Genomic DNA, 14654 nt, shown 5'->3' on the forward strand with positions numbered 1-14654 from the left:
CGGCAGGGGTTCAGGCGGGCAGCACCGCGCGGCTCGAGAGTCCGGCTCGGGCGGCGCGGGCGTAGGCGGCGGGCAGCGCGGCCAGGAGGGCGTCGACGTCCGCGTCGGTCGAGGTGTGGCCGAGCGTCATCCGGAGCACCCCGCGGGCCTCCTCCTCGCTCCGCCCGAGCGCGAGGACCACGTGCGAGGGCTCCGGGATCCCCGCCGTGCAGGCGGACCCGGTCGAGACGGAGACGCCCGCGGTGTCGAGGAGGAAGAGGAGGGAGTCGCCCTGCGCACCGGGGAAGGCGAGGTGCGCGTTGTTGGCGACCCGGCGTCCGGAGTCGAGGGCGGGCCCGGTCAGGGTCGCCCCCGGCACGGCGGCGAGGACGCCCGCGACGAGCCGGTCGCGCAGGGCGGCAAGGCGCTGCGCCTCCGCCGACAGCTCGGCGTCCGCCTCGACCGCGGCGGCGGCGAAGGCCGCGGCGCCGGGCACGTCCTGGGTGCCGGAGCGGACGCCCCGCTGCTGTCCGCCTCCGTGCAGCACCGGGACCAGGCGGGCGTCGCGGGCGAGCACGAGCGCACCGGTCGCGATCGGGCCGCCGACCTTGTGACCCGAGACGCTGACGGCGGCCAGTCCCGCGCCGCGCCCGGAGCCGGAGGCGCGGCGGATCTCGGCGATCCGCAGCGGCACGTGCCCGAGGGCGGCGACCGCGTCGACGTGGAGGGGGACGCCGGCGCGGGCGCACGCCGCCGCCAGCTCGGCGATCGGATTGATCGTCCCGATCTCGTTGTTGACCCAGAGCACCGTGACCAGGGCGACCGAGCCGGGGTCCTCCTCCAGCGCCGCGGCGAGCGCCTCCGGCCGCAGGGTGCCCTCGTCGTCGAGAGGCAGCCGCTCGAGGACGGCGCCCTCGTGCTCGGCGAGCCAGGCGGCCGAGTCGAGCGTCGCGTGGTGCTCCCCCTCGGCGACCAGGACCCGGACGCGAGCCGGGTCCTCGCTTCGGCGCTGCCAGTAGAGGCCCTTGATCCCGAGGTTGACCGCCTCGGTGCCGCCGGCGGTGAGGATCACCTCGATCGGCTCGCAGCCGAGCACCCCGGCGAGCGCCGACCGGGCGTCCTCCAGCCGGCGGCGCGCCTCCTGGCCGGAGCCGTGGACGGAGGAGGGATTGCCGCCGTGGGCGGACGCCTCCGCGAACGCGGCGAGCGCCGAGGCGCGCAGCGGGGTGGTCGCGGCGTGGTCGAGGTAGATCACAGCAGCCCTTCGTCCCGCGTCGGGGCACGGAGGGAGCCGGTGCCCGTCACTACTGTAAGTCGCATGACCTCTCACGATCCCCTGGCCCGGCTCGGCGTGACCGTGGACGATCAGGGCGGTGAGCTGCGGGTCTGGTCCGAGAGCGCGAGCGCCGTCGATCTGCTGCTGTACGACGAGAAGGACCCGACCTGGGTGACCCGCACGGTCCCGCTGGCGCGCGACGACGCCGCGGTCTGGTCCGCGCGCTCCGATCTGCTGGCCCCCGGCCGCCGCTACGCCCTGCGCGTCGACGGGCCGACGGGCCCCCGGCACCGCTTCGACCCCCGCCGGGCCCTGCTGGAGCCGTACTCCCGCGGCCTGCACCGGGTGGCGGAGAACGAGTGGCGCTCGGTCGTCGTGGACGACGCGTTCGACTGGGGCTCCTCCTCCCGGCCCGGCACCCCGATGGACCGCACCGTGATCTACGAGGCGCATGTGAAGGGGCTGACCCGGCTGAACCCGGCGCTGCCCGTGGAGCTGCGCGGCACCTACGCCGGCCTGGCGCACGAGTCGACGGTCTCGGCGCTGCTCGATCTGGGCGTGACGGCGGTCGAGCTGCTGCCCGTGCACGCGTTCGTGTCGGAGCAGCGCCTGCTGCGGCAGGGGCTGACCAACTACTGGGGCTACAACACGCTGAACTTCTTCGCCCCGCACGCCTCGTACGCCTCCTCCACCGCGCAGCGCGGCGGACCGACCGCGGTGCTCCGCGAGTTCAAGGGGATGGTGAAGCTCCTGCACGAGGCCGGCCTCGAGGTGATCCTGGACGTGGTCTACAACCACACCGCCGAGGAGGGGCCGGGCGGGCCGATGTCGAGCCTGCGCGGGATCGACGACGCCGGCTGGTACCGCCAGACGCCCGAGGGCCACTACGTGGACGTCACCGGCTGCGGGAACACGATCGACTTCGGCCGGCCCGCGGCGCAGCGCCTCGCGCTGGACTCGATGCGCTACTGGTCGGGCGAGGTCGGGATCGACGGCTTCCGGCTCGACCTGGCCGCGACCCTCGGCCGGGACGAGATCGCGCACTTCCGGAGCGACCACCCGCTGCTGCGGGCCGCGGTCGAGGATCCGGCGCTGGCCGGCGTGAAGATGATCGCCGAGCCCTGGGACGTGGGAATGGGCGGCTGGCAGACCGGGAACTTCCCGGCCGGGTGGTCGGAGTGGAACGACCGCTACCGCGACCGCGCCCGCAACTTCTGGCTCTCGGACATCGACTACGCCCGCCGCGCCGGCACGGCCCCCGTCGGCATCGGCGGCTTCGCGACCCGGCTCTCGGGCTCCTCCAACACCTTCTCGGCGGAGCGGGGCCCCCTCGCGTCGGTCAACTTCGTCACCGCGCACGACGGCTTCACGCTGGCGGACCTGGTCTCGTACAACGTCAAGCACAACATCGGCAACGGCGAGTCGAACCGCGACGGAGCCGACACCAACCGCTCCTTCAACCACGGCTTCGAGGGCCCCACCACCGACGAGCGGATCACGCTGGCGCGGCGCAAGGCGATGCGGAACCTCCTCGGCACCCTGCTGCTGTCGGCCGGCGTGCCGATGATCACGGCGGGCGACGAGACCGGGCGCAGCCAGCGCGGCAACAACAACGCCTACTGCCAGGACTCGGACCTGACCTGGGTGCGCTGGGAGGGCCTGGCCGACTGGCAGCTCGCGCTCCGCGCGCACACGCGCACCCTGCTGCGCCTGCGGCGTGAGCACCCGGCGCTGCGTCCCTCCCGCTACGGCAGCGGCGACGCGAGCGAGCCGGGCGCCACGACCATGACGTGGTTCGACGCCCACGGGCGCGGGATGAGCGAGCACGACTGGACCTCCGCCGCCAACCGGACGCTGCAGTACCTCGCCGCCTCGACGCCGGTCGAGGGCGAGCCGGACCGCGTCCTGCTGGTGGTGCACGGCGTCGAGGAGGACACCACGGTCGTGCTCGCCGACGGCGAGGGGGTCACCGGCTACACGCGCCTGTGGAACAGCGAGGAGCCGGAGCCGCTGGAGCACGGCGAGTCATTCGAGCCGGGGCAGGTCATCCGCGTGGCCGGCACCTCGATGCAGCTCTTCGCCGCGCACGGGCCGGCGGCCGAGCAGGACGCCTGATGGCGCGGAGCGGGCCGGGGACCTCGGCGACCGTCGCGCTGACGGCGGCGGGCGTCCCCTTCACTCCCCGCCAGTACCGGCACGACCCGGCCACGACGCGCTACGGGCTCGAGGCGGCCGAGGCGCTCGGCGTCGAGCCGGAGCGTGTGTTCAAGACCCTGATGGTCGACGTGGACGGCGAGCTCGTGGTGGGCGTCGTGCCCGTCACCGGCTCCCTCGGGCTGAAGGAGCTCGCGGCCGCGGTCGGAGGCAGGCGGGCGGCGATGGCCGACCCCGTGCTGGCCCAGCGCCGGACCGGCTACGTGCTCGGCGGCATCTCGCCGCTCGGGCAGAGGACGCGGCATCGCACCGTGATCGACGAGACCGTCGAGCTCCACGACACGGTGCTCGTGTCGGGCGGGCGCCGGGGCTTCGACATCGAGCTCACCCCCGCCGACCTCGTCGCCGCGACGGCCGCCCTCCTCGCCGACATCGCGCGCTGACCCCCGATCCCTCGCCGTCCTCCTCCGGGCGCCGTTTCGCTCGATGCGCCGTCCTCCTCCCGCGAGATCCCACTCCGGTCCGCGAGACGCCGAGGAAGGCGCACCGGAGCGGCATCTCGCGGAGAGGGACCGGGCGGGGTCAGCCGGCGGCGGCGGCCAGTCCCAGCTCGGCGGAGCGGGCCAGGAGGGGATGCCGCGGCACGACGCGGACGGTGTAGCCGAAGGAGCCGCTGCGGTCGAGGGTGACCACTCCGGCGTAGGGCACGCGCCCGACCGCGTCGGCCGGCACCACGGCACCCGACTCCTCGACCACCTCGAGCTCGTGGTGGCGGACCTCGGTGAGCGAGCCGTCAGCGGACGTCGTCCCGTAGACGACCTCGACCGAGACGTCCGCCGGCGAGAGCTCGCCCAGGCGCACGCCCGCCCGCACGGCGAGCCGGTCCCCGCGCTGGGGCACCGCGTCGATCCCGCCGGACTCGACGGACGCGACCGCGACCCCGGGCCAGCCGGCGCGGACCCGCCGCTTCCAGGTCGCCAGCTCCTTGGCCGGCTCGAAGTGGTCGGCGGCGACGGCGCGCCCGGCCTCGGCGGCCGGCGAGTAGAGCGCCTCGACGTACTGGCGCACCATCCGCTCGGCGGAGAGCTCGGGCGAGAGGGTCGCGAGGGTGTGCCGGATCGACCGCACCCACCGCCGGGGCACGCCGTCGTGGTCACGCTCGTAGTAGCGCGGCACGACCTCGGTCTCGAGCAGCTCGTAGAGCGCCTCGGCCTCGAGCGTGTCGCGGGCCTCCGGGTCGAGCGCGCGGTCGGAGGAGGGGATCGCCCAGCCGTTCTCGCCGTCGAAGTACTCGTTCCACCAGCCGTCGAGGATCGAGAGGTTGAGCGAGCCGTTGAGCGCCGCCTTCATCCCCGAGGTGCCGCACGCCTCGAGCGGGCGCAGCGGGTTGTTGAGCCAGACGTCGGTGCCCGGGTAGAGCAGCTGCGCCATCGCGATGTCGTAGTCCGGCAGGAAGACGATCCTGCGGCGCACGTCCGGCTCCTGCGCGAAGCGGACGAGCCGCTGGATCAGGCGCTTCCCCTCCTCGTCGGCAGGGTGGGACTTGCCCGCGATGACGATCTGGATCGGGTGCTGCGGGTGGGTGAGCAGCGCGCGCAGACGCTCGGGGTCGTGGAGCATCAGGGTCAGCCGCTTGTAGGTCGGCACCCGCCGCGCGAAGCCGATGGTGAGCACGTCCGGGTCCAGCAGCTCGTCGAGCCAGGCCGGCGGGAGGCCGCCCGGGTTCTGCTCGCGCCAGGAGCGGGCGGCCCGGCGGCGGGCGTCCCGCACCAGCTGCTCCCGCATCGCCCGGCGCGCGGCCCACAGCTCGGTGTCGCCGAGCGAGCCCGAGGCCCAGTCGGCCCGCGTCGTGTCGTCGGTGCCGAGCCGCTCCTCCGCGAGCCGCCGGAGGATCGGATCGGTCCAGGTGGCCGCGTGGACGCCGTTCGTCACCGAGCCGATCGGCACCTCCGCCGTCTCGAAGCCGGGCCAGAGGCTCGAGAACATCGAGCGGCTGACCTCGCCGTGCAGCGTCGAGACGCCGTTGGAGCGCTGCGCGAGCCGCAGGCCCATGTACGCCATGTTGAACGCCGTCCCGGAGTCCCCCGGCTCGGCGCCCAGCGCGAGCACGTCCTCGACCTGCACGCCCGGGAGCAGCTCCGTGGAGAAGTACTCCTCGATCATCCCGCGGTCGAAGCGGTCGATGCCCGCCGGCACGGGAGTGTGCGTGGTGAAGACCGTGCTCGCCCGCACCACCTGGAGAGCCTGGTCGAAGTCCAGGCCCGCGCCGATCAGGCCGGAGATGCGCTCGAGCCCCTGGAAGCCGGCGTGCCCCTCGTTGGTGTGGAACACCTCCGGGAGGACGCCGCCCGAGACCTCGGCCCAGAGCTCGAGCGCGCGGACCCCGCCGATGCCCAGCAGCAGCTCCTGCAGCAGGCGGTGCTCGCCCCCGCCGCCGTAGAGGCGGTCGGTGACGGAGCGGAGCGAGTCCTCGTTCTCGGGGATGTCGGTGTCGAGCAGGAGGAGGGTCACCCGGCCGACCTCCGCGCGCCAGACCCGGGCGTAGAGCGCGCGTCCCTCGGGGAGCGCCAGCACGATGCGGGCGGGCGAGCCGTCGGCGAGACGGACGACGCGCAGCGGCAGCCCGTCGGGATCGAGCGAGGGGTAGGACTCGAGCTGCCAGCCGTCGGCGGAGAGCTTCTGCGAGAAGTAGCCCGACCGGTAGAAGAGGCCCACGCCGGTGAGCGGCACGCCCAGGTCCGAGGAGGCCTTCAGGTGGTCGCCCGCGAGGATGCCGAGTCCGCCGGAGTACTGGGGCAGCGCCGCCGCGATGCCGAACTCCGGCGAGAAGTAGGCGATCGAGCGCGGGGCGGACTCCGGCAGCGACTGGTACCACCGCGGCTCGGTGCGGTAGCGCTCCAGCTCGTCGCGGAGGCGCCACGCCTCGTCGACGAAACCCTGGTCCCCCGCCAGCTCGGTGAGGCGCTCGGGGCTCACTGCTCCGAGCAGAGCGGTGGGGTCCGCTCCCCCGCGCCGCCACAGCTCCGGATCGACCCGCTCGAACAAGCGCCGGGCGGGCTCGTGCCAGGCCCAGCGGAGATTGCCCGCCAGATCGCCCAGAGCCGAGAGCTCGGGCGGGAGGACGGAGCGGACGATGAAGCGGCGGATCGCCTTCACGGCACCCCTCGACTCTCTGCGGACCCCGGAGCGCCCGGTCGCGGAGCACCGGGGCGGTCGCGCTCGGTCACCCTAGCGGACCCCGACCACCGCGGATCGGCGGGACGCGGACCCGCCGCCACCCTCCGGCACGCGCTCCCCGGGTCCGTTTGCACAGGCCCGAGCGCGGGCGCAACCGTCGTGTGCGAGCCGCCGCCGGTCGCTACTGTCGTGACGTGGCTCAGATACCTTTCGGCAAGGCTCAGAACGGCAAGGACGCACGGCGAGCGGGTCGCGGACGCGCACCCCAGGAGGCGTCGGCGCCTCCCGAGACGGCCGCTCCGGCGCCCGCCGCCGCCCCCGAGGCGACTCCTGCTCCCCCCGCGGCCGACAGTGCACCGGCCGCCCCGGTGACCGCGGACGCACCCCACGCGTCGCCGGCGACCGCGACGACCGGGAGCGGCTACCGCGTCCGGGCCGAGCGCCTGCCGATCATCGACCCGCAGCCGCGGCTCGAGGACGACCGCTGGCCCGCGAAGGCGTTCGTCGGCGAGGTCGTCCCCTTCGCTGCCACGGCCTTCCGCGAGGGGCACGACCTCATCGGCGTCGACCTCCTGCTGCGCTCGCCGTCCGGGGCCGAGTCGGAGCACCGCATGTCGCTCCTCGCGACCGGCACCGACCGCTACGGGCGCCTCGTGGCCCTCGACGAGGAGGGCGATTGGAGCTACCGCATCCGCGCCTACGCCGACGACTGGGCGACCTGGCTCCACACGGCCGAGGTCAAGATCCCGGCCGGCCTGGACATCGACGTCACCTTCGCCATCGGCGAGGGCCTGCTGCGCAGCGGCGCCGACGACTCCTCGCGGCCCGAGGGCGAGCGCAGCCTGCTCTCCGACACCGCCGCCCGCGTCGGCGACACCACGCTGAGCGCCGAGGAGCGCCTCGCCGCGGCGACCGATCCCGCCGTCCACGGCGCGCTCGACGCCCGCCCGGTGATGAGCCTCACCAGCGTCTCGGAGCCGCGCACCGTCCACGTCGAGCGCACCCGCGCCGGCGTCGGCGCCTGGTACGAGTTCTTCCCCCGCTCCGAGGGCGCCGTGCGCCACGAGGACGGGACCGTGACCAGCGGATCCTTCCGCACCGCGATCGACCGCCTCCCCGCTGTGGCCGCGATGGGCTTCGACGTGGTCTACCTGCCGCCGATCCACCCCATCGGCCGCTCCTTCCGCAAGGGCCCGAACAACACGCTCGACGCCGGCGAGAACGACCCCGGCTCGCCGTGGGCGATCGGCTCGGCCGAGGGCGGCCACGACGCGATCCACCCGGACCTCGGCACCGAGGACGACTTCCGCGCCTTCCACGCCGCGGTCGAGGCCGCGGGCCTCGAGCTCGCCCTCGACTTCGCCCTGCAGGCCTCGCCCGACCATCCCTGGGTCACCAGCCACCCCGAGTGGTTCACGACGCTCCCCGACGGCTCGATCGCCTACGCCGAGAACCCGCCGAAGAAGTACCAGGACATCTACCCGATCAACTTCGACAACGACCCCGAGGGCATCCGTCAGGAGTCGCTGCGGGTCCTGCGGCACTGGATCGACCTGGGCGTGCGGATCTTCCGCGTCGACAACCCCCACACGAAGCCGCTCGACTTCTGGGAGTGGATCATCCACGAGGTCAACGCCGAGCACCCCGAGGTCGTCTTCCTCGCGGAGGCGTTCACCCGCCCCGCGATCATGCGCGCGCTCGGCAAGGTCGGCTTCCAGCAGTCGTACTCGTACTTCACCTGGCGCAACACCAAGGAGGAGCTCGGCGAGTTCTTCACGAGCATCTCCCACGAGACGGCCGACTACATGCGGCCGAACCTCTTCGTGAACACTCCGGACATCCTCACCGAGTACCTCCAGTACGGCGGCCGCTCGGCGTACAAGGTGCGGGCGGCCCTGGCCGCGACCGCGTCGCCGCTGTGGGGGGTCTACGCCGGCTACGAACTGGTCGAGAACGTCGCTCGCCCCGGCGCCGAGGAGAACATCGACAACGAGAAGTACGAGTACAAGACGCGCGACTGGGCCGGCGCCGAGGAGTCGGGCCGCTCGCTGGCGCCGTACATCACGCGCCTCAACGAGATCCGGCGCTCGCACCCCGCACTCGGGCAGCTGCGGAACCTGCACGTGCACGGCAGCGACGACGACGCGATCCTCGTCTACTCCAAGCACCTGCAGGCCGCGTTCACGGGCACCGGGACCGACGACACGATCATCGTCGTCGTCAACACCGACCCGCACTCGGCCCGCGAGACCACGGTCCACCTCGACCTGCCCGCGATCGGGCTCGACTGGAGCGCGACCTTCGAGGTCGAGGACCTGATCACCGGCGCCGTCTGGACCTGGGGCAGCGACGACTACGTGCGGCTCGACTCGTTCGTCGAGCCCGTGCACATCCTGAGCGTGAAGGCGGACGAGCGATGAGCGGAACCACCCCCGAGGGCACGAGCCCGGCCGAGGAGGCGGGCCTCGGCGCGCACGCCGAGACGGTCCCCACGACGGGCACCAGCTCGGCGACCACCTCCGGCCACGGCGCGCACGTCGCCGACGCGGCGTCCGACGCACGACAGCACCCCGGAGCGGACGGCGAGAACGCGCGCAGCTACGCGGTCGAGACGGTCCCGGAGGCGCCTCAGCCGGTCGCGGGCGACGACGCCGTGACCGTCGAGCGCGACGCCGACGACGCGGAGTCCGCTCCGGTCGGCAGCGGGGCCGAGGGCGACCTGCCCGACGACACGGACGCCGCCGATTCCGTCGCAGCCGACAGCGCCGCTCCCGTCGAGACGACCGCCGGCCCCGCCGAGACGACCGCGGACCCCGCGACCGCTTCGGGCCCCGTCGACGGCACCGCGGCGATCGCGCTGCCCGACATCCCGGAGTGGGTGCTGCAGCAGCTCGCCACCGGCAGCAACGCGCTCCCCCACGACGTCCTGGGCCAGCACCTCGTCGCGGCCCCCGGCGTCTCCGACCCGGTGACGGTCGTCCGCGTGCGCCGCCCGCTCGCCGAGAAGGTCGCCGTGGTGCTCGCCACCGGCGCCCGCGTCGAGCTGAGCCACCTCAGCGACGGGATCTGGCAGGGCTTCCACGTCCTCGGTCCGCAGGCGTACACGGTCGAGGCCCGCTACGGCGGCGGCGGCGAGTGGACCGCGGAGGACCCCTACCGGTTCTCGAAGACGGTCGGCGACTTCGACCTCTACCTCATCGGCGAGGGCCGCCACGAGCGTCTCTGGGAGGCGCTCGGTGCCCGCCACCGCGAGCACGAGGGGGTCTGGGGCACGAGCTTCGCCGTCTGGGCCCCGCACGCCCAGGCCGCTCGGGTCGTCGGCGACTTCAACGACTGGAACGGCGAGGGCCACTCCCTCCGCAACCTCGGGACGACCGGGGTCTGGGAGATCTTCGTCCCGGGCGTCGAGCCCGGAGCCTCCTACAAGTTCGACCTGCTCTCGCGTGACGGCCACTGGGTCCGCAAGGCCGACCCGATGGCCCGCGCCACGGAGGTGCCGCCCGCGACGGCGTCCAAGGTCCCCGTCTCGCACCACCAGTGGGGCGACTCCGGCTGGATGGAGAAGCGAGCCTCGGTCGATCCGCACACGCAGCCGCTCAGCGTCTACGAGATGCACCTCGGCTCCTGGCGTCCGGGACTGGGCTACCGCGACCTCGCGGACCCGCTGATCGAGTACGTCACCGAGCTCGGCTTCACGCACGTGGAGTTCATGCCGCTCGCCGAGCACCCGTTCGGCGGCTCCTGGGGCTACCAGGTCACCGGCTACTACGCCGCCTCGAGCCGCTTCGGCACGGCCGACGACCTCAAGTACCTGATCGACCGTCTGCACCAGGCCGGCATCGGCGTCATCGTCGACTGGGTGCCCGGGCACTTCCCCAAGGACGACTTCGCCCTCGCCCGCTTCGACGGCGAGCCGCTCTACGAGCACCCGGACTGGCGCCGCGGCGAGCAGATGGACTGGGGCACCTACGTCTTCGACTTCGGGCACACCCAGGTGCGCAACTTCCTCGTCGCGAACGCCCTGTTCTGGCTCGAGGAGTTCCACGTCGACGCCCTGCGAGTGGACGCCGTCGCCTCGATGCTCTACCTCGACTACTCCCGCAAGGAGGGCGAGTGGCTGCCGAACCAGTACGGCGGACGCGAGCACCTCGAGGCGATCAGCTTCCTCCAGGAGGTCAACGCCACGGCCTACAAGCTGCACCCCGGCATCATGATGATCGCCGAGGAATCGACGAGCTGGCCCGGCGTCACCCAGCCCACCAGCTCCGGCGGCCTCGGCTTCGGGCTCAAGTGGAACATGGGCTGGATGCACGACTCGCTCGACTACATGGCGAACGATCCGCTGTGGCGCCAGTACCACCTGGGCGAGATCACCTTCTCGTTCGTCTACGCCTTCAGCGAGAAGTTCGTCCTGCCGATCAGCCACGACGAGGTCGTGCACGGCAAGGGCTCGCTGATCCAGAAGATGCCGGGCGACCACTGGCAGCAGCTCGCGAACGTGCGCGCCTACCTCGCCTTCATGTGGGCGCACCCCGGCAAGCAGCTCCTCTTCATGGGCCAGGAGTTCGGCCAGTACTCCGAGTGGAGCGAGGAGCGCGGTCTGGACTGGTGGATCCTCGATCAGCCGAGCCACCGCGGTCTCTGGAGCCTCGTCGGTCAGCTGAACCGCGTGTACCGCGACTCGCCGTCGCTCTGGGAGCTCGACCACGAGCAGTCGGGCTTCGAGTGGATCGACGGCGGCGCGGCGGCGGCCAACGTCGTCTCGTTCCTGCGCAAGGACAGCGAGGGTCGCCCGATCGCCGTCATCGCCAACTTCTCGGGTTCGCCCGTGCACGGCTACCGCGTGAGCCTGCCCACGGCCGGCCGCTGGGAGGAGCTCGTCAATACGGACGCCGAGATCTACGGCGGCAGCGGAGTCGGGAACTTCGGAGCGGTCGAGGCTCGCGAGGAGCCGTGGGCCGGCCGCCCGGCTTCCGCCGAGCTGGTCCTGCCCCCGCTGGCCGTGCTCTACCTGCGACCCGCCGACTGATCGGTCCCCGCACGGAAGAGGCCGCCCGCCGCGACGATCGTCGCGAGCGGGCGGCCTCTCGGCGTTCCGGCCGGCGTCAGTAGAGGAGGCCGGTGAGCCGGGCCCGAGCCTTGGTGACGCGCGGGTCGGTCTGGCCGACGATCTCGAAGAGCTCCAGGAGACGAGCGCGGACGGCGGCCTTCCCCTCGGCGTCGAGGCGCGGGAACATCGAGAGCAGTCGGTCGAAGGCGTCCTCGACGTGGCCACCCGAGACGTCGAGGTCGGCGACGGCGAGCTGCGCGTCGAGGTTCGACGGCTCCGCCGCGGCGGTCGAGCGGATGTCGTCGAGCGTGCGGCCCTGGAGGCGGGCCAGCAGCCGCACCTGAGCGAGACCGGCGACCGCGAGGTCGTCGCGCGGGTTCTGCGCGATGGCGGTCTCGTACTCGGTGATCGCCGCGGCGTAGTCGCCCCGGTCGATCGCGTCGTAGGCCTCCTGGTGGTGCGGCGGCAGCGGCTCCGTCTCGGGCTCCGCGCCCTCGGCGGGAGCGGCTCCCTCCACCGGCACCGTGCCCGTCACACCGTTCTGAGCGGCGAGCTGGAGGACCTGCTCGAGCAGGTCGCGCAGCTGCTCCTCGGCGACGAGGCCGCTGAACAGGGGCACCGGGCGGCCGCCGATGATCGCGGCGACCGTCGGCACGGACTGCACCTGGAACGCCTGCGCCAGCTGCGGGCTCGACTCCACGTCGACCCCGACGAGCACGAACGCGCCGGCGTACGAGACGACGACCTTCTCGAGCAGCGCGGTCATGCTCTGGCTCTGGTCCGACCAGGAGCCGCGCAGGTCGACGATCACCGGCACGCGCGACGAGAGCTGGACCACCTGGTCGAACTCGGCGTCGCCGGCGGTCAGCAGCAGCGGATTCGCGCCGGGCGCGCCTCCGGGAGCGGCGGGCGCGGCCGGGGCGCCGGCGGAGGCGGCGGGCGGGGTGCGGCGGTTCACCAGCGACGAGAGGTCGACGGCGCCGCGGAGGTTTCCGGGCAGGGGCGGGACGGTGCTCACGGCAGCTGCACCACCGAGACGAGTCCCTGGCTCCATCCGAGCATCACGATCTTCTCCTCCGATCCGACGGGCGGTACGTAGAACAGCAGTTGGTATCCGTAGGTGGTCTCGATGCCGGTCGTCGACTTGTCCGTGCCCAGCAGGGTCTGCGAGGCGCCGGAGGTCGAGACGGTCGAGCCCTCGGCAGTGGGGCGGACGGTCGACGTCTCGGCGATGCTCGCCGCGACGAGGGCCCCCGAGTCGTTCGTCGCGAGCGCGATCGTCGGCGACGTGCCGGCGGCGTTCGAGAACTCGATCGAGGCGGTGTCCGGCAGCGCCTCGCGGTCGGCGTTCTTCTTGTCGACGCCGACCTGCCCCCGGAGGGTGTCGCCGTCGGCCGCGAAGAGCTCGGCGTACTGGCTCGAGTCGCCGTTGGCGAGCACGTCCGCGTACGCGGAGCCGACCGACTGCGGGGCGAGCTTCATCAGGCGCGAGTCGGGCGCCACGATCGACGTGCCGACGGTGACGGGCGCGACGTCGGGGATGCGCGCGTTGGCCTCGAGCGAGATGGCGTAGTCGACCTTGTAGTCGACGCGCGGGCTCGCCTGGCTCATCATCAGCGCGATCGGGGCCTGGGTGGAGTCCGTCGAGTTCTGCACGACGGCGGTCACCAGGCGCGGCCACGACTCCGTGTCCTGCGGGAGCACCAGGCTCACCGGGGAGGCCGGGATCGTCTGCGGCGGGTCGATCGTCCCGCCCTTGGCGACGACGTCGTAGTTGGTGGTGCGCTCGGTGAGCGCCTCGCCCTGGAAGCGCTCGGCGAGGATCCCGGCGTCCCGGGCGGCGTCGGCGCGCGACGCGACGTCGGCGACCTCGGCGACGACGGCCTCCGCCTGCTGCGTGGTGACCACGGGGGTCGGCTCGGCCGAGACCGGCTCTGCCCCCGCGGTCGCCGTGGCGGACGCGGTCGGCGCCTCGCTCGCGCCCGCGGCGAGATCAGGCCAGTAGTCGGAGCTGCAGCCGGAGAGGAGGACGGTCGTCCCGAGGACGACGGGCAGCACCAGGGCCATCCGGCGGCGCGAGGGCGCCGGCGACGCCGTGGAGGCCTGGATCCCGGCACGCGGCCGGGGACGGCGGGCACCGCGGGGGATCCGGCCCTGCGGTCCCTTCCGGCGCGGGCCGTGCTGGCGGCGCAGGTGGACGAAGGCCCAGATGTAGAGGACGAGGCCGAGGAGGAGGAACACGGCTCCTCCGAGCAGCAGCGGGCCGGCGAGGGGCGTCGCGGTGTCCACGGGCCAGCTGACGCGCACGGAGTCGGCTGCCGGCGCGGTGCCGTCGCTCGCGATGAGGATGGAGACGTCCACCGGCACGTCGAGCGCCAGGGTCACGCTGCCGCTCCCCTCGAACTCCTCGAGCCAGAGGTCGGAGCCGCGCGGATCGACGACCGCCGCGTCGGCGGTCTCGACGTCGGAGGAGAGCTGGACGCGCTCCCCCGTCTCCTCCGCGGAGGTGAGGGTGTCGTCGGCGCGCTCGTAGCCGATGGCGTCGTAGCTCGAGCCGCCCACCCAGCCCAGCACGTCGGTGGTCGGTGCGTAGGCGACGACGAGGTCGCCGCTGCCCTCGACCGTGATCGTCTGGCGGCCCGGGTTGGCGCCCAGGGTGCTGCCGTCGATGACCGCGTAGGGAGCGGAGGAGTCGAGTGCGGTCTCGGAGGTGAGGGACTCCGGAGGAGCCCAGACCGTCCGCTGACCTATGCCGAGCACGATCATCGCGGCAGCGATGACGGTGGCGATGATGGCGAAGACGAACCGCACGAAAGTACTCCTCCTGCGTTGCCGGATCGGGGTGACGGCCGGGGCCGGCTCGGGGTACGCAGCCGGACCGGGGCGCGACGGCAACAGACAAAGACAGTCCACGATAGCCGATGCCCTCGCTCCGATGCCCGGGATAAGCCGAGAGTGCGGCCCGAGCGGCGCGCGGTGCGGGTGTCGCCCCGGCCGCGGCCTCCCTGCTGAATACAC

8 protein-coding genes are annotated in these 14654 nt (G+C 73.3%); 4 read left to right on the plus strand and 4 right to left on the minus strand.

The window, feature by feature from the left end:
* Positions 1–10: 10 nt before the first annotated feature.
* Positions 11–1231: a cysteine desulfurase family protein gene (locus C5C35_RS07010; protein ID WP_104262845.1), complete on the minus strand. Its 1221-nt coding sequence runs from the start codon at positions 1229–1231 to the stop codon at positions 11–13.
* A gap of 66 nt (positions 1232–1297) precedes the next feature.
* Here C5C35_RS07010 and glgX point away from each other — a divergent pair, with 66 nt between their 5' ends.
* Together glgX and ybaK are read left to right on the plus strand one after the other, a co-directional pair.
* The gene (gene glgX, locus C5C35_RS07015) at positions 1298–3370 is read left to right on the plus strand and encodes a glycogen debranching protein GlgX (RefSeq protein ID WP_104262827.1); all 2073 of its coding nucleotides are present in this window, start codon (positions 1298–1300) and stop codon (positions 3368–3370) included.
* A complete protein-coding gene (ybaK, locus tag C5C35_RS07020) occupies positions 3370–3852 on the plus strand; it encodes a Cys-tRNA(Pro) deacylase (RefSeq protein ID WP_104262828.1) in 483 nt (160 codons plus the stop codon). Before glgX ends, ybaK begins: the two co-directional genes overlap by 1 nt.
* Before the next feature lie 139 nt (positions 3853–3991).
* On the opposite strand, the gene glgP is transcribed toward ybaK, so the two are convergent.
* On the minus strand, positions 3992–6565 hold the full coding sequence (glgP, locus tag C5C35_RS07025) for an alpha-glucan family phosphorylase (RefSeq protein WP_104262829.1): 2574 nt from the start codon (positions 6563–6565) through the stop codon (positions 3992–3994).
* 470 nt (positions 6566–7035) lie between these two features.
* Here glgP and C5C35_RS07030 point away from each other — a divergent pair, with 470 nt between their 5' ends.
* Both C5C35_RS07030 and glgB read left to right on the plus strand, forming a co-directional pair.
* On the plus strand, positions 7036–9006 hold the full coding sequence (locus C5C35_RS07030; RefSeq protein ID WP_258062298.1) for an alpha-1,4-glucan--maltose-1-phosphate maltosyltransferase: 1971 nt from the start codon (positions 7036–7038) through the stop codon (positions 9004–9006).
* Positions 9003–11615 carry a 1,4-alpha-glucan branching protein GlgB gene (glgB, locus tag C5C35_RS07035; RefSeq protein WP_104262830.1) on the plus strand — a complete coding sequence of 871 codons (2613 nt, stop codon included), beginning with the start codon at positions 9003–9005 and terminating at the stop codon, positions 11613–11615. Before C5C35_RS07030 ends, glgB begins: the two co-directional genes overlap by 4 nt.
* A 76-nt stretch (positions 11616–11691) precedes the next feature.
* Here the strand turns inward: glgB and C5C35_RS07040 are convergent, their stop codons facing one another.
* Complete coding sequence (locus C5C35_RS07040; RefSeq protein WP_104262831.1) at positions 11692–12654, minus strand: tetratricopeptide repeat protein; 963 nt, start codon at positions 12652–12654, stop codon at positions 11692–11694.
* The gene (locus C5C35_RS07045) at positions 12651–14447 is read right to left on the minus strand and encodes a hypothetical protein (RefSeq protein WP_104262832.1); all 1797 of its coding nucleotides are present in this window, start codon (positions 14445–14447) and stop codon (positions 12651–12653) included. Before C5C35_RS07045 ends, C5C35_RS07040 begins: the two co-directional genes overlap by 4 nt.
* Between the last annotated feature and the right edge of the window lie 207 nt (positions 14448–14654).

This window comes from Rathayibacter sp. AY1F8, assembly GCF_002932165.1.
Classification (GTDB): Bacteria; Actinomycetota; Actinomycetes; order Actinomycetales; family Microbacteriaceae; genus Rathayibacter.